Genomic DNA, 20,754 nt, shown 5'->3' with positions numbered 1-20,754 from the left:
CTAACCTTAATTATTCTTAACATCTAAAGAGAACATCTCTAATTTCCACTGCTTAGAGCTTCTCTGCAGAGTGACGTATTCTGGATCTATGTTCTTAACTCGGTACCCTCTGATCGTTTCCCCTTGTCCGAGAATCTGACCATTCATAATCGCATAGCAAGGCGTATCTCCCTTACACACGATGCTTTCTAAAGAAGGCAAGCGATAACGAGTTGGTGCTTTCTTAGCCGGCGCCGTTTTCTGTTGAGGTGAAAGCCAGCCTAATGGCGCCGTTGGATCTTGCTCAGCCCACACAAAGGAACTACTAAATAGCAAGGATAACAAAAGAGTTCTAACCACCGATAAACTCCTGTCTAGTACCTAATGTGTAAACCTCGAACACCAGTCGAGCTTTGGGGTATTCTTCTACTGAGTATTCAAATGTGCGCCAGTAGTAACTCACAGGGAGAGACTCAAGCGCTTGAAGGTAAGCTGAGATATCAAAGTAACTTCCAGTTAGCTCCATTCTTACGGGATGAAGAAAGTAGCCTGAATATTCGCTGGTCTCTTTATTGTTCGAAATCGCTTCTGGTTTTAATGACTCTAGCGATTCAAGCTTTAGTCCATTACCGGCGTTAAGAACGCTCTCCAGTAACTGCGACATTTGAGAAGGTGTGATTAATCCATCGACAATCTGCGAAAGCTGAAGAGAGAGATCTTGGCTCTCCAGTAGCAGCTTTTTGTACTCTCGATTAATGTCTTTGTCTGGGTCTTTGTTTAACTTAGCTTGCAGAACAAGTAACTCACCCTGCTGCCTTTGATTCGATTGAGTCAGGCTGGTCGCCTTGGCATTTTTAGCTTGTAGATCGAGATACGCAGGCTCAACCAATAAGGTGAACAACAACATCGATAGGCCAACAAAACCACACACAAAAAGTAGCCATTTTTCTCTTTGACTTAATGCAAGAAACTTATCGCTCAGCTGGTTCCACTGCTGCATTATTTACTCTCCCGACGAGTACTTAGCTCAAACGTCACCACATCCTGATCATTACGGCCAATTTTTAGTTTTTCAAAAGTGCGTCCGACTAAATTAAGCTCACTTTTAAACTGACCAATCCAGTTCGGAACGACATTTGCGTTACGAGCCAAGCCACTAAGATCTAAAGTATCGTGGGTCATGTAGATGTGCGAAAGAGAGATGTCATTTCGGCCTAATTTAGCTAAGGAATTCATGACGCCAGAATACCCGACTTGTTGGGATTCGTCGTATTGCCCAACAGCCTTCAAAGCCTCTTTTTTAGCCTCAGTCTCACGTTTGAGACGCGCAACCGCCGCGACTTTCTCTGGCGACGGTTTATGCTGAGTTAACTTACTATTCAATTGGTTAACTTGCTTGTTAAGTTGATTCGAGTCTTGTTGCAGGGCTGTTAGTTCTTTATCGAGATTAGAAACTTGATACTGTATTGCGAAGTAACCACCAAGCAGCAAAACACAAACTACTCCCCAGCTCGCAACAACATTGGTCAGCGTAAAATATTCTTTTTTAGGCTTAAGGTGTTCTGGGTAAAGATTGACCTTAAACGTCTCTTTTTCCGCTGCGAGTTTAACCAACAAACTCTCTGAATTATCACGCTCACCTTCAACCAACAATGAAACTGTCGAGCTCAATGTACTGTTTAAGGCACTTTGTAACTCTGCTTCATCTTCTTCGTCACAACAGATTTTAAGCTGGTGAAGCTGGGTGCCTTTAATTTGAGAAGAAAGGTAATCAATCGAGCGTTGAAGCTCTAAAGCGAGGCCATCTAACTGCAGAGCACTTGACGCAACACCCGTTAAAGGTGGCACAACACTGCGGATGGTTCTTTGAAAACAAACGGTATTTTCGACAAACGCACCCAATTTAAAGTGTGAATTGACGCTACGTTGTAAAAGAATGAAATTAGACAGTTCGCCTGCACTGTAACCCCAGATTTCATCTTCAGGAGCAACACCTATTAATTCAACCTGAGCCGAATTAGTGATATTCAAAAGCTTGTCCAACAGCTTTTTAGGCAGGACATATACTTGCAGCTTGTTCGACGTTGGTAACGAGACCGCACTCGCAGTAATTTCCGTGACTCTTTCTGAAACAAGATCTTTGAGTAAAAAAGGCAGTGCTACCGACCATTCACTCTCTGGAATGTCCGGTTTATTAATTTGGTAGGTTTGGTAGTAGTTAGTACAGACAATCAGTTGGACGCTATTACTGGTAAACGCCTCACTGCTAAGCGATTTTTTTAGCGCACTCTCCCAGTCCCCATTAACCACTGGAATGCTGGCTACTTGAGGATCTTGTTCTGTCGATGAAATATAAATGGCGTCATTGCCCAGCAAGACAACTTGCGAGCTACCTTTATTATTCGTTGGCTTTATTTTGTCTAAAATCGCTTTAAAATTCATTCTTAACTACTACTCTTACGCCATCGATTTCTTCGTCCAACTTTGACAACAGATTCCGCTTTCGCGGCCTTTTCTGCTTGATTAGGCAAAGGGATAATTTGTTGTTCTTCGTCGAAATATCTTCCTTGATAGCCGTTAATGCCTAACTCTATCAAGGTATTCTTTTCTTGTTTTGTCTCGACTCCAACGGCAATAACTTGAGTTGGAGAATCACCACACGCCCCAATTAAGCTGCGAACAAACAGTTGGTTCTCATGCCTTTGATCGATTTTCTTTATTAGGCTTCGATGAAGCTTAATATAACTAACCTTCAAATCCTTTATATAGTGAGTGCTAACAATGGTTCGCCCAGCTTGGCCAACCACAACTTTACACCCTAAACCTCGCAACATCTTTGCCACCGGTCTCATATAATCAAGATGAGCAATCAAGTGCCCTTCTGAAAACTCAAACGCAAGCTGAGAGCGGTGTTGAGCAGAGAGCTGTAACAACTCACTCCTAAACCACTTAAAGTGCTGTTTATTAGCAAACGGGGTAACATTCAGATTCACTGAATAGTTGATAGGTTGAGTTGATTCTTTCAACGATTTCAACATAACCTTTAGAACCGATTGGTCCATTTGAGCTTGATAACCCACTTGCTCTACCGCAGGCATAAATCGAGACGATTTCAATAAACCTTTGTCAGGATCCTGAATTCTAGTAAATATTTCTCTATGTAATTCATTAACTTGACCAGATTCCGGCATAAGATAACACCGCTGAGCAAAGATTACTAAATTTTCAGGAAGCAGCGCTTTATCAAGTAATGTTCTCCAACGAACACTGCCTCTATCAAGCTCATTCTTATTCTCTTTCGGGTAACGGCTCCAGTTATTAATACGCTCTAACTGAGCACTCTTTAGTGCCGTTTCCGTTTCATCCATGATCTGGCTATGACGCTCACCTTCGGTATACATGGTCACACCAATATGACACCAGTTATCCGACTCTAAAGGCTTTGGCGGAGTTAGCTTATCTAACTGCCTTAAACACTGAGCAGCCAAGGTCGCAATATCTTTTGCGCCCTGATGAGGGATAAATACAGCAAAGTCCGCTTCGTAATAGCGCGAAAAAATGACATCGGGATAGCGCTGAACGATATTCGACAGTACTTCACCGACTTCGATAATAAAGCCGTCAGTGGTTTGCTTGTCGTTTGCATCACTAACTTGCTCCCATTCGTCGATACGTATCAGTAACACACCGCCTCGTGCGCCACTTTCATGCAGTGCCGATTCCAGCTTATTATCGAATAAAACTCGGTTTGCCGTTCCTGTGAGTTTATCTAGGAAGGTGTGAGTACGAATAAAGGTATCAAAGCGACTTCGCTCTTGACGAGCATCTTGCAGCTCTTCGATCAAGACATCTAAGGCTTCACTTGCGGTGTAAGGCCACTCTCGCTCATCTCCCTTTGCATGAGCTTCAACCTGACCGGCCAAGATCATTCTTCCTCGCTCTTCCAAAATCTCAGAACCCATGAGCTGCTCTTTCAACCAACGAACACCACGAGCAAGACAGAAAAGGACCAATGCGACAGCCAAAGTAATTGACCACATCGCTTCCATTGAGTAGTTGTAGCCAATATAAGGAGGAAGCGCTTTAAATTCGATTCGGTAGCCTTCATTACGCTCTAAAATGAAGCTTTTCTCATAAAGACGATTGGGATCAATTTGTGGGGAAGTATCTTTGAAACGATAAACGATGCCAGTCTTGTTCGAGAGTTTCATCTCAACAATATTGCTCGCCTGCAACATCTTAGGCATCCAACGCTGCATTGAATACGCGGCGTCGGGGTCTTCCATCTCTTTATCTACAACGTCGACAATGCCAACCAAATAATGGTCTAAATATTCCTGTCCAATACGCTTAAAGGAAAGTGTGCCACCAATAAAAAGAATGAACATCGCGCTGATCACGATCACGGTGACAAATGCGACCAATCGAGTGCTCAATTTTAGTGTCGGGGTATATCTCATGAATAACGAAATCCTTTTCAACTCACATTATACCGTATTGCTACTTATACTATAAATTGACGTTGTAAATAAAGCGTTAAGAATTGTAGGTAACAAAAAGCCGCGATGAACGCGGCTTTTTCCAATTTAATACTGTTTTTATAATATATTAAAAACAGGGCTTAAAATGGGATGTCATCATCAAAATCCATTGGCGGCTCATTATATTGAGGTTGAGCCTGCTGAGGAGCTTGTTGAGGTGCTTTTGGCTGCTGTTGAGCTGGAGCACTGTATTGTTGCTGCTGTTGTTGTGGCTGCTGTGGCTGACCCCAACCACCTTGCTGTTGGTTGTTACCCATGCCACCTTGAGCAGGAGCACCACCTTGAGCACGGCCGCCAAGCATTTGCATTACACCATTGAAGCCTTGAACAACCACTTCTGTTGTGTAGCGATCTTGACCGCTTTGATCTTGCCATTTACGAGTTTGAAGTTGACCTTCAATGTAAACTTGAGAACCTTTACGTAGGTACTCACCAGCAACTTCCGCTAGCTTGCCAAACAGAGCAACACGGTGCCATTCTGTTTTTTCACGCTGCTCGCCAGTTGCTTTATCACGCCATGACTCTGACGTTGCAATGGTAATGTTCGCTACTGCGCCGCCATTTGGCATGTAACGAATTTCAGGGTCATTACCTAGGTTACCCACTAATATAACTTTGTTAACTCCACGGCTAGCCATGATTTGCTCCGTCTAAATTCATAGTCTCAGAAAATTTTAGCGCACAAGAATAGCATGCTTTTCTGCAGTGATAAATCGCATTCCTATTCTCTCCTCACTACAAAGAATAAAAACGTAACAAATCATGATATTCAGAGCGATGTTGCTTTTTTCTCCACTTACAAACCACTCATTTACTTTGATAATTGATATTCAACGCAAGTCACTATTAATGCGCTAGAGAAGCGAAAGCCTGCATGACAACGTGGAATCTAATTCCAATTAAACAGGACGTTTCAATGAGAAAATCACGATACGCTCGCACTTTGCATTTTCTGTGCATCGACCCAAACGACACCTATCTACATGTAAAAGAGATAGAAAAGCACTTATCTATTATTCTCTACAAAATGACGCCCGACGAATTAATGCTAGTTGATAGAAAGCAGAGTAACCGGATCTTACTCGTCGATTACAGAGAAGTACCACAACTACTGATTATTTGTCCTAACCTGACTGTTATGTGGAAAAACCATGAGATCATCTTGTTCAATGTCCCTCAGCAACTTCCGACATCTGAGCTTCTTACTTATGGTGTACTAAAAGGGCTCTTTTACAACACCGAGCAAAAAGACAAGATTGCTCGTGGTCTTCAAGAAGTCATCGATGGTGAGAACTGGCTGCCAAGGAAGGTAACCAATCAACTGCTGTTTTATTATCGTAATATGGTCAATACCAACACCACACCAACCAATGTCGATTTAACCATTCGCGAGATCCAGGTAATCCGCTGCCTTCAATCAGGGTCATCAAACACACAAATCGCCGATGACTTGTTTATTAGTGAGTTCACGGTTAAATCTCACCTTTATCAGATATTCCGTAAGTTGGCGGTCAAAAATAGGGTTCAAGCCATTGCTTGGGCAAACCAGAACCTACTTGCATAATCGATCGGCCTCTTAATCTGACGATAATTTTGAGGGTAGCTCTAGTAAACCATAGGTATTGTTGCTGAATTTTCGACATAACTTGTGCTAGAGTTGCCCTCAGAAATATCAACAACTCAGTTGAATCAATAATTATTATAGATAAAGGGTCTTATCATGATCAAAAAGTGCCTTTTCCCGGCGGCTGGCTACGGTACACGTTTTTTACCTGCAACCAAGTCAATGCCTAAAGAAATGATGCCTGTCGTAAACAAACCTCTGATTGAATACGGTGTAGAGGAAGCTATCGAAGCTGGTATGGATGGAATGTGCATCGTTACTGGACGTGGTAAGCACTCGATCATGGATCACTTTGATAAAAACTACGAGCTTGAACACCAGATTAGCGGCACCAACAAAGAAGACCTATTGGTTAATATCCGTGAAACGATTGAAGCAGCAAACTTCACCTACATTCGCCAGCGTGAGATGAAAGGCCTTGGCCACGCTATCTTGACGGGTCGCGAACTCGTAGGTGATGAACCGTTCGCTGTTGTACTTGCCGATGACCTTTGTGTTAACGAGCAACAAGGTGTATTGGCTCAGATGGTTGCGCTATACAAACAGTTCCGCTGTTCTATTGTGGCTGTACAAGAAGTTCCTGAAGAAGAAACTCACAAGTATGGTGTTATCTCAGGCGAAATGATCAAAGATGACCTTTTCCGAGTTGATGACATGGTAGAGAAGCCAGAGCAAGGTACTGCGCCAAGCAACCTCGCGATCATTGGTCGTTATATTCTGACTCCAGATATCTTTGAATTAATCGAGCAGACTGAACCAGGTAAAGGCGGCGAAATACAGATCACTGATGCTCTATTAAAACAGGCAAAAGCAGGCTGTGTATTGGCTTACAAATTTAAAGGCCAGCGTTTTGACTGTGGTAGTGTTGAAGGCTATATCGAAGCAACAAACTACTGCTTCGAGAACCTATACAAGAAAGACCAGCAGCAAATCGAGCTAGGTAAACACTCGACAAAGAAAGAAGCATAACGACTGGTTTATCACTAACGTTACTGATTTTAGGAAGGGCGACTCTTTGAGTTGCCCTTTTTGTTTACTGTTTTTTTATCCAGTAAAACTTTGCACAAATCTCACTCTATGTAATACTTTAGCCACTTAAAATTACATGGTCTATTGAGATGGATAAAATAGAAATTAGAGGCGCTCGTACGCATAACCTCAAAGACGTCAACCTAACCATTCCACGTGACAAACTGACTGTCATCACCGGATTATCAGGTTCAGGTAAGTCGTCACTTGCGTTTGACACACTCTACGCAGAAGGTCAGCGTCGTTATGTTGAATCTCTGTCTGCTTACGCTCGTCAATTTCTATCTCTTATGGAAAAGCCTGATGTCGACCATATTGAAGGCCTGTCTCCAGCTATCTCAATAGAACAAAAATCGACTTCACATAACCCTCGCTCAACCGTCGGTACCATTACCGAAGTCTATGATTACCTGAGACTACTTTACGCTCGAGTAGGCGAACCTCGCTGTCCAGATCACAACATCCCTCTAGCAGCACAAACCATCAGTCAAATGGTCGATAAGGTCTTAGAACTGCCTGAAGGCTCAAAGATGATGTTGATGGCACCGATTGTCAAAGAGCGCAAAGGTGAGCATGTTAAAACACTGGAAAACTTAGCTGCGCAAGGCTTTATCCGTGCCCGAATTGATGGTGAAACCTGTGATCTATCCGATCCACCAGCACTTGAACTTCATAAGAAGCACACCATTGAAGTTGTGGTTGACCGATTTAAGGTACGCCCAGATCTACAACAACGCTTGGCTGAATCGTTTGAAACAACACTGGAGCTATCTGGCGGTATTGCGGTTGTTGGTTGGATGGATGAAACCGATCAAGAAGAAATCGTATTCTCTGCTAACTTCGCTTGTCCAAAATGTGGTTACAGCATGCAGGAACTTGAGCCTCGCCTGTTCTCATTTAATAACCCGGCAGGTGCTTGTGGTACGTGTGATGGCCTTGGTGTTCAACAGTATTTTGATCCAAGCCGAGTGATTTTAGATGAGAATCTAAGCATTGCAGAAGGAGCGATCAAAGGTTGGGATCAAAAGAACTACTACTATTTCCAGATGCTAACATCGCTGTCAGAACATTATGGTTTTGACCTGTATGCACCATTTAATTCTCTACCGAAAAAGACTCAAGAGATTATTCTAAAAGGATCAGGTCGTACTGAAGTGGAATTCAAGTACATCAATGACCGAGGTGATATTCGAGTTAAGCGTCATCCATTCGAGGGCATTTTAAATACCTTAGAGCGTCGTTACCGTGATACTGAATCTAGCGCGGTGCGTGAAGACCTTGCCAAATACATCTCAACCAAATCGTGCTCTAGCTGTGATGGCACCCGCCTGAGATTAGAAGCTCGTAATGTTTTCATTGGTGATACAACACTGCCAGAAATCGTTGAACTTAGCATTGCTGACGCACTACAATTTTTCCAAGAATTGAAGCTAGACGGTCAGCGTGGGCAGATCGCAGATAAAGTGATGAAAGAGATCAATGATCGTCTGCATTTCTTAGTCAACGTTGGTTTGAACTACCTTAACCTATCACGCAGTGCTGAAACGCTGTCTGGTGGTGAGGCGCAACGTATTCGCTTGGCGAGTCAAATCGGTGCCGGTTTAGTTGGCGTTATGTATGTACTGGATGAGCCATCAATTGGACTCCACCAGCGCGATAATGAACGTCTACTGCAGACCTTGATACACCTCAGAGACTTAGGTAATACCGTGCTTGTTGTGGAACATGACGAAGATGCAATTCGTTGTGCTGACCATGTTATCGATATCGGCCCGGGGGCAGGTGTTCACGGTGGTCACGTGGTGGCAGAAGGTACCATGCAAGACATCATCGAAAACCCGAACTCTTTGACAGGTCAGTACCTGAGCGGTGCTAAAGAAATTGCAGTACCTGAAAAGAGAACACCTATCGACAAGAAAAAGGTCGTAGAGATCGTTGGCGCAACAGGGAACAACCTAAAGAATGTGACTGCGACGATTCCTGTTGGCTTGTTCAGCTGTATTACGGGTGTATCAGGTTCGGGTAAATCAACACTTATCAACGATACCTTCTTTAAAGTCGCCCACACTCAATTAAACGGTGCCACGACTGCAGTTCCAGCACAGCACAAAAAGATTAAAGGGTTAGAACATTTTGATAAGGTAATCGACATAGATCAAAGCCCTATAGGTCGTACACCAAGATCAAACCCTGCAACTTATACAGGGATTTTTACCCCTATTCGTGAACTATTCGCAGGCACACAAGAGTCACGCTCTCGTGGTTACAAGCCTGGTCGATTCAGCTTTAACGTTCGAGGTGGTCGTTGTGAGGCTTGTCAGGGCGATGGCGTAATCAAGGTAGAGATGCACTTCTTACCCGATGTGTATGTGCCTTGTGATGTGTGTAAAGGCAAGCGCTATAACCGTGAGACACTAGAGGTCCGCTACAAGGGTAAAACCATTGACGAAGTTCTAGAGATGACTGTGGAAGATGCACGAGAGTTCTTCAATCCAGTTCCAGTGATTGCACGTAAACTGCAAACACTCATGGACGTTGGCCTTTCCTACATTCGCCTTGGGCAAGCAGCAACAACCTTATCTGGTGGTGAAGCACAACGTGTTAAGTTGGCGCGTGAGCTATCGAAACGAGACACGGGAAAAACCTTATACATTCTCGATGAGCCAACAACAGGCCTTCATTTCCACGATATCCAGCAGCTACTGACGGTATTACATAGATTGCGTGATCACGGTAATACAGTGGTCGTGATTGAGCACAACCTAGATGTCGTTAAAACAGCAGACTGGATCCTAGATCTCGGCCCTGAAGGTGGGCAAGGTGGTGGCGAGATTGTTGCAGAAGGTACACCTGAAGATGTGGCGTTAGTCGAAGGTTCACACACTGCTCGCTTCCTTAAGCCTATGTTAAATTTGAAGTAGGTGTAAAATAGCGCCCTGCGAGCAGACAGAAAAATGTTAAAGTAACAGAGCTTGTTTCAAAAGGAACAAGCTCTGTTTTTATAAGGTTAGGGATTTATGGCAACAATACACACTAGCGGTACCCAGCTAGAAAATCAGGTCACTCAGCTACCGCTCAACAAAGCATTTCTGGCTTCTTTAGCTGTTGTATTCTTGTTAGCCATGCATTTTTTCATGCCGAATCCTGGAGGCTCGGGGCTTGCTCTATCCTTTAACCCTACCACTTGGCTAGCGCTAAGCTTCACGCTAGCAATTGGCTTTTACCAACTCGCAACCAATCGAGTACTCAAGTATTCCAAATTAACGATTGGTTTGTTGATTAGCTGCATCATACTCACGCTACCTATTTTATACAGTAATGCAGCTCCTCAAGGAGCGTCAGGACGCTTGCTTGGATTATGGGCTGGCTTTGCATTATTCGTCGTGTTGCAGCAATTTAAGTTCAGCAATAAACACAAGCAACGTATGTTGTGGTTCATTGTGCTTGCTGTTGTTATACAAGCACTGTTTGGCTATGTGCAATATTTCTTATTAGAGCCTGGTAACCTATTTGGCTACAACACAGCGGCAAACCGACCATATGGGATATTTCAACAACCGAATGTAATGGCAAGCTTTCTTGCTACTGGTTTTGTGCTGTCCGCTTACCTTTTAGCAAGGCAGCCAGCCAAATATAATCACAAAATTAGCGAATCATTCCTACTGTATTTAACTCCAACCTTAACTGTGCCTTTGCTGATCATCATCGCATCACGTACCGGATGGTTGGCCGCTATCATTGGGTTTATCTGCATTCTGCCCTATCTATACAAGTTCTCGACCAAGAAACGCTTCTACGGATGGTGCGCATCAGTGCTCGTCGGTATCGTCGTCGCGTTTACGGTGATCAACCTCAGTGCGACAGATAGCCTCGCAAGTAAAAGAGCTAACTTAGAAAGCCCGCGCGCTTATACCTTTCCGCAAGCTTTAGATATGATGATCGAAAAGCCATTTACAGGTTATGGTTACGGGAAATTTGAGTCTGAATACACGCTATATACGGCTCGCCAACATCAACTCAACTCGGACTATCACCCAGGTCTTCCTTCAATGGATCACCCGCACAATGAGTTCCTGTTTTGGGGAGTTGAAGGGGGGATTGTACCAATCATCGGGATCTTGATTGCTGCAATATTGGTGATGTCACGCATCGCAAGTTCAGCAAAGGGAACGCGTCTAGCCCTGCTCGCGTTATTCATCCCGATCCTTTTGCACTCTCAACTTGAGTATCCTTTTTACCACTCGGCCATTCACTGGATAACATTCATTATTTTGATTTACTGGGTCGATCAACGCTCTTCCCGACATTATCAACAGCCGTTCAGTATCATCAGTAAAACCCTGTTTAGAGTCTCGAGCTTAGTGATACCTATCTTAGTCAGTTTTTATATGTTGAGCGCCCTGCACACCAACTATGTACTGACTAAGTTTGAACTTTCTAAGCCTAAAAACCCGGACATTCTAAAGCAGGTAACGAACCCAGTGGTGTGGAAAGATCGCTACGACTGGGACATATACAGCACTTACCTTAATATTGGTCTCTACAAAGCCGACCCGAGCCTTATACAGCCTTACATCGATTGGTCACTGGAGATCATAAAGAGTAAACCAAGACCGGCTTTCTACAGCAATCTGATTCTGGCGTATCAAGGCCTAGGTGAAGAGAGTAAGGCAGAGCAAATTCGTAGCGAAGCGAACTTTTTATTCCCTAACAGAGACTTTTCAAAGGTTCAGTATAAGAAAGTGTCACAGGCAGAAGATAACGTTTCGTCTGCAGAATAATGTTAAGAATTCGCAACGCAAGCACCATTTAAATAGGAGCTTGGCTAGATACAAAAAAGCGCACGATCTCTCGTGCGCTTTTCTTTCTAATTTTAGTTTATTACAGCTATTTCAAAACATCTTTTAGCGCTTTTAGGCACAACGCGACGTTCTCTTTACGAGCGCCGTAGCCCATCAGGCCAATACGCCATGCCTTACCAGCCAAAGAGCCCAGCCCAGCACCGATTTCAAGATTATATTCTTCTAAAAGCTGCGTTCTGATCTTAGCCTCATCAATTCCTTCTGGGAAATAAAGTGCGTTAAGCTGCGGCAGGCGGCTCTCTTCATCAACCACAAACTTTAACCCTAGAGCTTCTACGCCTTCTTTAAGCTCTTGGTGCATCGCATGGTGACGAGACCACGCATTATCTAGGCCTTCATTTTTCAACAAAACCAGCGACTCATGTAGAGCATAAAGGCTGTTCACAGGTGCAGTATGGTGGTAGCTACGCTTACCTTCTCCACTCCAATAACCTAGTACTAAACTTTGATCCAAGAACCAGCTTTGTACTGGCGCTTGGCGGGCTTTCATTTTATCAACCGCACGCTGAGAGAAAGTCACTGGAGATAGCCCTGGCACACAAGACAGACACTTTTGACTGCCAGAATAAACCGCATCGAGCTGCCACTCATCAACCAGCAATGGCACACCACCTAACGATGTCACCGCATCAACAATCGTTAACGCATCAAACTGACGAGCGACAGCAGAGATAGCTTGAGCATCAGATAATGCTCCAGTAGACGTCTCTGCATGCACAAATGCAACAGCAACAGCATCGGGATTTTCTGCCAATGCTTGTTCTACCTTTTCAACTGAAACGGGCTTGCCCCACTCGTCATCAACAAGAATGGCTTCGCCACCACAACGCACCACGTTTTCTCGCATACGCTCACCGAAGACACCATTACGACAAACAATCACCTTTTCACCAGGCTCAATCAAGTTAACAAAACAGGTCTCCATACCCGCACTGCCCGGTGCAGAAACGGCAATCGTAAATTCGTTTTCAGTCTGAAAAGCGTATTTAAGAAGCTGTTTAAGCTCATCCATCATCTCAATAAACAGCGGATCTAGGTGACCTATGGTTGGACGGCTCAAAGCCTGCAGCACTTGAGGTGAGATATCAGAAGGACCAGGCCCCATTAACGTTCGGTGTGGTGGATAAAAGCTATTGATAGCAGTAGTGAGTGTTAAATTAGACATGTACATCCCTTACGTTAATGTTGTGAACAATCCACCCTAAAGCAAATTGATTACCTCAGCAATTAGCCATAAGTATTGAGGTCAAACCACTGTCACATAATTGTTAAAATTATTTTTCAATTATCTCAAGTTACGGATTGACATTGTTACCACAAAAACGTTCAATGAAACGGCTATCTAGCAGAAGAGGAGCACTGCCCAGGCAGATGTTTTGTGGAACCGCATTTCCAATACAAAACATTTATGGGGAGCAGTGCCGAGATAATAAAAGGATGCAGGACCTTTATTATCGGTTGAGCGGGCTGAATCCCGTCAACTGTCGCCATTTCTATATGGTGAAGAGCTTCTGAGGTTACTATTCTAATAATTCCTCTCTTTTTGCTCTAAAACTCTCTTCGAAAAACATCGGACGTTGGATTACCCAACCGTAATTTTATTTTAGGAAGTCGTGGGAGATATATCGTGAGTGCATCTAATGTAGCTGGTTCTTTTAATGTCGCTAAGTTTGGTGGAACAAGTGTTGCCAACTTTGAAGCAATGAGCCGTTGTGCTGCCATTATTGAAAACAACTCAAACACGAAACTGGTCGTGAGTAGTGCATGCTCTGGTGTCACTAATTTGCTGGTTGAACTGGCAAATGGTGTTCAAGACAAAGCTCGTCGTCAGGAACTAATGGCGCAATTAGCGGACATTCATAACGCAATTCTTGACCAACTCGCAGACCCAATCAGCATCGAAAAAGAAGTTCACAGCATTCTTGATGACATTGCGAGCGCTGCAGAGGCTGCATCATTCCAAACAAGCACTAAACTGACGGATCACCTTGTCGCATGTGGCGAGTTGATGTCGACACACATCTTGGCTCAGATCATTCGTGAACGAGGCACTCCTGCTGTTCGCTTTGATATCAGAGATGTGATGCGTACTAATGATGATTTTGGTAAAGCCGAACCTCAACTAGAAGATATTGCCGCTCTAGCGCAAGAGAAACTTATTCCACTTTGCCAACAACAAGTTGTCGTTACCCAAGGTTTTATTGGTGCTGATAGTGAAGGCAACACCACGACTTTAGGCCGAGGTGGCAGTGATTACTCAGCAGCACTGATTGCAGAATCTGTACAGGCGATTGGCTTAGAAATCTGGACGGATGTTCCGGGTATCTACACCACTGACCCTCGTATTGCACCTAAAGCCTCTCCTATCCCAGAGATCAGCTTTAGTGAAGCATCGGAAATGGCAAACTTTGGTGCGAAGATCTTGCACCCATCAACTCTAGTACCTGCACTACGCCACCAAATACCGGTATTTGTCGGCTCTTCTAAAGCGCCAGAGCTCGGTGGAACTTGGATTCGTCAAGAAGTTGAGAGCTCTCCTCTATTTAGAGCGCTTGCCCTACGCTGCAACCAAACTATGGTTACGCTACGCAGTGCTAACATGTTCCATGCCTATGGCTTTTTGGCAAAGGTATTCGAGATCCTTGCTAAACATAAGATCTCTGTCGATCTTATCACTACCTCAGAGATCAGTGTGTCACTTACTCTGGATCAAACAGACACATCAGGTGGTGCTCCGGAGTTACCTGAAGCCGCTCGCCTTGAACTTGAAGAGCTGTGTTCTGTCGATATTGAACACGACCTATGCCTTGTTGCACTCATTGGTAACAACATGAGTGAAAGCAAAGGCTATGCGAAGCAGGTATTCGGCACTCTTGAAGATTTCAACCTACGCATGATTTGTTACGGAGCAAGCCCACACAACCTGTGTTTCTTGCTAGATGAATCTGTTTCTAAGTTGGCGATTCAAAAACTGCACCAAGAATTGTTTGAATAAAAATGCGTTTATCACCAACAGATAAATAACTAACTAAATCATAGATACAAAAAGGGTTGCTACTAAGCAACCCTTTCTCTTTTTTACTATACGAATCAAAGCTCGTCGTAGATTCAAACTAGTTAATGTTTGGACCTAACCACTTCTCGGCTTCTAACATATCCCAACCTTTGCGGTCAGCATAGCTGTCCACTTGATCCTGTTGAATCTGTGCAATAGCAAAGTATCTAGCATCAGGATGTGAGAAGTACATACCAGATACCGAAGCACCAGGCCACATCGCGTAGCTTGTCGTTAATGACATGTCGATTGCCTTTTCAACATCCATCAACTCCCACAACGTGCCTTTCTCTGTATGCTCAGGGCAAGCAGGGTAACCTGGAGCTGGGCGAATACCTTGGTATTTCTCTCGAATCAAATCGTCGTTAGACAAATCCTCATCTGGTGAGTAGCCCCAAATGTCCTTTCTCACTTCTTTATGCAAGTATTCAGCGAACGCTTCAGCCAATCGGTCTGCAACCGCCTGAATCATGATTGCGTTGTAGTCATCGCCTTTCGCTTTGTATTCATCAGCCAGCTCTCGCTCACCAATACCACCCGTCACCGCAAAGCCACCAATCCAGTCCGCTTTACCGCTTTCTTTTGGCGCAATGTAATCTGACAGGCAATAGTTAAAGCCTTTTGGTTTCTCTGTTTGTTGACGAAGATTGTGTAGAACTTTTAGAACTTCGGTACGAGACTCATCGGTATAAACCTCAATATCATCACCAACACTGTTCGCTGGGAACATGGCACACATGCCACGCGCTTCAAGCAACTTCTCTTTCTCTACGCGATCCAGTAAATCATTAGCATCTTTGAATAAACGTTTTGCCTCTTCACCCACTTCTTCATGGTCCAAAATAGCTGGGTACTTACCAACCAATGACCATGTCATAAAGAATGGAGTCCAGTCGATATACTGACGCAAAGTCGCCACATCAAAATCATTGAAGATGTGAACTCCCGGCTTAGCGGGTGCCGGTGGCGTATACGCATCCCAATCGATAGCAACTTTATTGGCACGAGCTCTTTCAAGCGTGACAGGCTTGGTACGAGGCTTCTTACGATTGTGCTGATCTCGAACGCGATCATAATCGATATCTAGCTTCTCAACGAAAGCGGGTTTCAATTCATCAGAAAGTAGTGAAGTACAAACACCCACTGCACGCGAGGCATTATTTACGTATACAACAGGTTCTGAATAATTCTGCTCAATCTTAACTGCTGTGTGAGCTTTAGATGTGGTTGCGCCGCCAATCAGAAGAGGCAGCTTGAAGCCCTGTCTCTCCATCTCTTTAGCAACATGTACCATTTCATCAAGAGACGGTGTAATCAGTCCAGACAGGCCAATAATGTCGACATTCTCTTCTTTGGCTACCTTAAGAATCTTCTCACAAGAAACCATCACACCCAGATCGATAATCTCGTAGTTATTACATTGTAAAACCACGCCAACGATATTTTTACCGATATCGTGAACGTCACCTTTAACGGTCGCTAACAATATCTTACCGTTAGTTGCGCCCACTTCTTTGGATGCATTAATGAATGGTTCTAAGTGGGCAACCGCCTGCTTCATCACACGCGCAGACTTTACAACCTGTGGTAAGAACATCTTACCTTCACCAAATAGGTCACCAACAACGTTCATGCCGTCCATTAGAGGACCTTCAATCACTTCAATAGGACGAGAGGCATTAACGCGAGCTTCTTCGGTATCTTCAACAATAAAGTCGGTGATACCTTTTACCAAAGAGTGCTCCAAACGCTTCTCTACAGGCCAAGTGCGCCACTCTAATGCAGATTTATCTTCAACCTTACCGACAGCACGCTCTAGATATTCGGTCGCCATATCCAGCAATCGTTCAGTCGAATCATCACGACGGTTTAGTACGACATCTTCAACAGCATCACGCAGATCTTCTGGAACATTATCGTAAATTTCCAACTGACCAGCGTTTACAATGCCCATATCCATACCGTTTTTAAAACAGTGATACAGGAATACCGCGTGAATAGCCTCACGGACGTAGTTATTACCGCGGAATGAGAATGAAACATTCGACACGCCACCAGAGATCATCGCATGCGGGAGATCGCGTTTGATGTCCCCAACTGCCTCAATGAAATCAACCGCATAGTTGTTATGTTCATCGATACCCGTCGCCACTGCGAAAATGTTCGGGTCAAAAATAATATCTTCTGGCGGGAAACCGACTTCATCAACAAGAATGTTGTAGGCATTAGTACAGATCTCGACTTTACGCTCTCGAGTATCAGCCTGCCCGACTTCATCAAACGCCATCACGATGACAGCAGCACCATAACGACGAACTAATTTGGCTTGCTCAACAAACTTCTCTTTGCCTTCTTTTAGAGAGATGGAGTTGACGATGCCTTTGCCTTGAATACACTTTAGGCCAGCTTCGATAACTTCCCACTTAGAAGAATCGACCATAACAGGTACTTTCGAGATTTCAGGTTCTGAAGCACATAGATTCAGGAATTTAACCATACACGCCTCGGCGTCTAGCATCCCTTCATCCATGTTGATATCGATAATTTGAGCACCATTCTCGACTTGCTCTCGAGCTACACTCAACGCTTCGTCGTAGAGCTCTTCTTTGATTAGGCGCTTAAAGCGTGCAGAGCCGGTAACATTGGTCCGTTCACCTACATTCACAAACAAAGATTCTTTAGCTATCGTCAGTGGCTCTAGTCCCGAAAGACGACAAGAAACAGGTAAGTCTGGCAATTGACGCGGCGTTACACCTTCAACGGCCTCAGCCATTTGACGGATATGCTCTGGAGTAGTACCACAACACCCACCAATTAGGTTCAAGAAGCCACTTTCAGCCCACTCTTTAACATGTTCAGCCATATCCTCAGGAGAAAGGTCATACTCACCAAATGCATTAGGCAAACCCGCATTAGGGTGAGCAGAAACATTGCACTCTGAGATACGAGACATCTCACCGACATACTCACGCAGTTCATCAGGGCCCAATGCACAGTTCAATCCGAATGAGATAGGTTTTACATGACGAAGGGCGTTGTAGAATGCTTCTGTCGTCTGTCCTGAAAGGGTACGACCTGATGCATCAGTGATGGTACCGGAAATCATCACTGGCAGACTGGTACCTACTTCTTCGAAAACAGATTCAACCGCAAAAGCACACGCTTTTGCGTTTAACGTATCGAAGATAGTTTCAATAAGAATTAAATCTGAACCGCCCTTAATGAGCGCGCGAGTCGATTCAGAATAAGCTTCAACCAGTTCGTCAAAGCTAACATTACGGTAACCAGGATCGTTTACATCAGGGGATATAGAACAAGTTCGGTTGGTTGGACCTAATACACCCGCTACGAAACGAGGCTTATCTGGGGTCTTTGCGGTCCATTCATCAGCTGCTTCACGAGCAAGCTTGGCAGCAGCAAAGTTAATCTCTTCACTAAGGCTTTCCATATCATAGTCGGCCATAGCGATGGTTGTAGCGTTAAAGGTATTGGTTTCGAGGATGTCTGCCCCAGCTTCCAAGTATTCTGAATGGATATCTTTGATAAGCTTAGGCTGTGTAAGAACTAAAAGGTCATTGTTGCCCTTCAAGTCACTGTGCCAATCAGCAAAGCGTTCACCACGATAGTCTTGCTCTTCCAATTTATAATCCTGAATCATGGTGCCCATGCCACCATCAATCAGTAAAATTCGTTGCTTCAACAGAGCGTCAATCTTTTGCCTTACATTACTTCCCACGGTACAACCTCATTCCTTTAATTATCCCTCCATCCTATCACACATTAAAAAGGAGTCTAGACGTCTAAAAAAGGAAATTGATTACTGAGTCATGACAAAAAATGTTTGCTATTTGAGCATGAGACAACGAAAATTCATATTCATACTTTGTTACATGTTGGAATCCCAATGTCGGTCTATTACACCTTATGCTTCTTGTCCGCTGCAGCCATGCTTATTGCTTTCGTTAATACCAAAATTGGTAAAATGCAGACAACCATCGCCATCACAGCTGGCTCAATGATGTTATCTCTATTGATTATCATTGCGGGACAAAACAATTGGTTCCAACTGGCTGACATCGCCTCAGAAACCGTTGCCAGCATCAACTTTGAGGATTTCCTACTAAAGGGAATATTGGGCTTCTTACTCTTTGCCGGCGGTTTGGGGATTAAATTACCAAACCTAAAAGACCAGAAATGGGAAATAACAGTACTCGCGTTAGGTGCTACGCTGTTTTCAACCTTCTTTATCGGTTTTGTGCTTTACGGGTTCTGTCAGTTCATCGGTATTCAATTTGATCTGATTTACTGCCTACTCTTTGGCTCGCTAATATCTCCAACCGACCCAATCGCCGTATTAGCAATCGTAAAGAAGCTCGATGCGCCCAGAAGAATCTCTACTCAAATCGAAGGAGAGTCTCTATTTAACGATGGTTTTGGCTTAGTGATCTTCGTAACCCTATTTACTATCGCATTTGGTACAGAGGCTCCAACCGTCGGCAGTGTGACCATGCTATTCGTCCAAGAGGCGATTGGCGGCATTGTCTATGGCTTTGTTTTAGGTCTTGTATTCCATTACCTAATCAGCAATACCGATGACCACTCGATGGAGTTGCTATTAACTATCGGTATCCCAACTGCTGGTTATGCGTTTGCTGAAGTTCTACATGTATCAGGCCCATTAGCGATGGTGGTATCAGGTATCATGATTGGTAACTGGACTCGCTTTATCGGATTCTCGAAAGAGAGTGAAGATCACCTAGATCATTTCTGGGAATTGATAGATGAATTCTTAAACGGCGTATTATTCCTATTAATTGGTATGTCGATGCTATTATTCAAATTCCACCAAGAAGACTGGATCTTAATGGCGTTCGCAGTCCCTCTAGTATTGAGTGCACGCTACTTGAGTGTTTTCTTGTCTTACATCGGATTTAAACGCTTTAGAACTTACAACCCGTGGTCTATTAAGATTCTAACTTGGGGTGGTTTACGCGGTGGCTTAGCACTAGCCATGGCACTTTCAATCCCTTCAGGTATCTGGGTAATTGAAGACAAAGCAATAGATGTTAAAGAGATAATCCTTGTCATGACTTACGCTGTTGTTGTGTTCTCTATTCTGGTTCAAGGCTCAACAATCACTCCTATGATAGAGAAAGCAAAACAAGCTGAGAAAGAGTTAAAATAACATATCAAAATATAAAACTAGGCTGCCTAATTTAGGTGGCCTTTTTTATACCTAATGAAAGTCAAATTCACCAATTCCCTCACTGAAGCTATCGCTGAAAGGTATGCGTGGAACATAAAGCTCATATCGATATTTGATACCGCTAATATTTGAGTAATCGAAAGCCTTAATGTGGTTGGACAGAACTCTTTAAGGAGCTTAAGTCATACGGAGAACTCGTTCCTCTGCGCACTCACTATCCTCTCTAATAACCCACTCTCAAGTTATATTAGCTTCATTCACATTTCACCTGGAAATACAAAGAACGGGAATCAATGTCTCTCTAGAATAGCGTTAGTTATTCACAGGACTACGGAGCTAGATGAGTGGTAAACAGAAAGCTTTAGCTTTGAACTAAGTCATTAAATACAGCAAGGCTGCACTAATACCAATTAAAGTAAAAATGTGATCTAATTAAGATTGATGAATTATTGTGAAAT

At 43.8% G+C, this 20,754-nt stretch carries 13 protein-coding genes and 1 riboswitch; of the genes, 6 read left to right on the top strand and 7 right to left on the bottom strand.

What is annotated here, in order from left to right; all coding sequences use genetic code 11:
• Positions 1-6 precede the first annotated feature (6 nt).
• From AB6E85_RS17105 to AB6E85_RS17085, 5 genes are all read right to left on the bottom strand, one after another.
• A complete protein-coding gene (locus tag AB6E85_RS17105; RefSeq protein WP_017061346.1) occupies positions 7-339 on the bottom strand; it encodes a hypothetical protein in 333 nt (110 codons plus the stop codon).
• Complete coding sequence (gene pilO / locus AB6E85_RS17100; protein WP_059021618.1) at positions 332-979, bottom strand: type 4a pilus biogenesis protein PilO; 648 nt, start codon at positions 977-979, stop codon at positions 332-334. Before pilO ends, AB6E85_RS17105 begins: the two co-directional genes overlap by 8 nt.
• Positions 979-2,421, bottom strand: a complete 1,443-nt coding sequence (locus AB6E85_RS17095; RefSeq protein WP_372143333.1) for an MSHA biogenesis protein MshI — start codon at positions 2,419-2,421, stop codon at positions 979-981. Before AB6E85_RS17095 ends, pilO begins: the two co-directional genes overlap by 1 nt.
• A gap of 2 nt (positions 2,422-2,423) precedes the next feature.
• On the bottom strand, positions 2,424-4,439 hold the full coding sequence (csrD, locus tag AB6E85_RS17090) for an RNase E specificity factor CsrD (protein WP_372143332.1): 2,016 nt from the start codon (positions 4,437-4,439) through the stop codon (positions 2,424-2,426).
• Positions 4,440-4,600: 161 nt separating this feature from the next.
• A complete protein-coding gene (locus tag AB6E85_RS17085; protein ID WP_017061342.1) occupies positions 4,601-5,158 on the bottom strand; it encodes a single-stranded DNA-binding protein in 558 nt (185 codons plus the stop codon).
• A 278-nt stretch (positions 5,159-5,436) separates the two neighbouring features.
• Between AB6E85_RS17085 and AB6E85_RS17080 the strand changes: the two genes are divergently transcribed.
• The 4 genes from AB6E85_RS17080 to AB6E85_RS17065 all read left to right on the top strand — a co-directional run bounded on the left by AB6E85_RS17080 (position 5,437) and on the right by AB6E85_RS17065 (position 11,954).
• Positions 5,437-6,084 (top strand): LuxR C-terminal-related transcriptional regulator, encoded by a 648-nt coding sequence (locus AB6E85_RS17080; RefSeq protein WP_029405754.1) that lies wholly within the window; start codon positions 5,437-5,439, stop codon positions 6,082-6,084.
• A 156-nt stretch (positions 6,085-6,240) separates the two neighbouring features.
• Positions 6,241-7,113, top strand: a complete 873-nt coding sequence (galU, locus tag AB6E85_RS17075) for a UTP--glucose-1-phosphate uridylyltransferase GalU (protein ID WP_017061340.1) — start codon at positions 6,241-6,243, stop codon at positions 7,111-7,113.
• A gap of 149 nt (positions 7,114-7,262) precedes the next feature.
• On the top strand, positions 7,263-10,094 hold the full coding sequence (gene uvrA / locus AB6E85_RS17070; protein WP_372143331.1) for an excinuclease ABC subunit UvrA: 2,832 nt from the start codon (positions 7,263-7,265) through the stop codon (positions 10,092-10,094).
• 96 nt (positions 10,095-10,190) lie between these two features.
• Positions 10,191-11,954, top strand: a complete 1,764-nt coding sequence (locus AB6E85_RS17065) for a PglL family O-oligosaccharyltransferase (RefSeq protein WP_372143330.1) — start codon at positions 10,191-10,193, stop codon at positions 11,952-11,954.
• A gap of 106 nt (positions 11,955-12,060) precedes the next feature.
• Here AB6E85_RS17065 and AB6E85_RS17060 read toward each other — a convergent pair whose 3' ends face one another.
• Positions 12,061-13,200, bottom strand: a complete 1,140-nt coding sequence (locus AB6E85_RS17060) for an alanine--glyoxylate aminotransferase family protein (protein ID WP_372143329.1) — start codon at positions 13,198-13,200, stop codon at positions 12,061-12,063.
• A gap of 176 nt (positions 13,201-13,376) precedes the next feature.
• Positions 13,377-13,554: riboswitch (Lysine riboswitch) on the top strand.
• A 108-nt stretch (positions 13,555-13,662) separates the two neighbouring features.
• On the opposite strand from AB6E85_RS17060, the gene lysC reads away from it, so the two are divergent.
• Positions 13,663-15,030 (top strand): lysine-sensitive aspartokinase 3, encoded by a 1,368-nt coding sequence (lysC, locus tag AB6E85_RS17055; RefSeq protein ID WP_059021628.1) that lies wholly within the window; start codon positions 13,663-13,665, stop codon positions 15,028-15,030.
• A gap of 118 nt (positions 15,031-15,148) precedes the next feature.
• Here the strand turns inward: lysC and metH are convergent, their stop codons facing one another.
• Entirely contained in the window at positions 15,149-18,826 is a 3,678-nt protein-coding gene (gene metH / locus AB6E85_RS17050) for a methionine synthase (RefSeq protein ID WP_372143328.1), read from the bottom strand.
• 168 nt (positions 18,827-18,994) lie between these two features.
• On the opposite strand from metH, the gene AB6E85_RS17045 reads away from it, so the two are divergent.
• Positions 18,995-20,275 (top strand): sodium:proton antiporter, encoded by a 1,281-nt coding sequence (locus AB6E85_RS17045; RefSeq protein WP_050634980.1) that lies wholly within the window; start codon positions 18,995-18,997, stop codon positions 20,273-20,275.
• Positions 20,276-20,754 lie beyond the last annotated feature (479 nt).

It is taken from the genome of Vibrio sp. 10N.247.311.51, assembly GCF_041467855.1.
GTDB lineage: Bacteria > Pseudomonadota > Gammaproteobacteria > Enterobacterales > Vibrionaceae > Vibrio > Vibrio coralliirubri.
The sequence above is the reverse complement of the archived record's forward strand: the minus strand, read 5'-3'. Positions and strand labels throughout refer to the sequence as shown.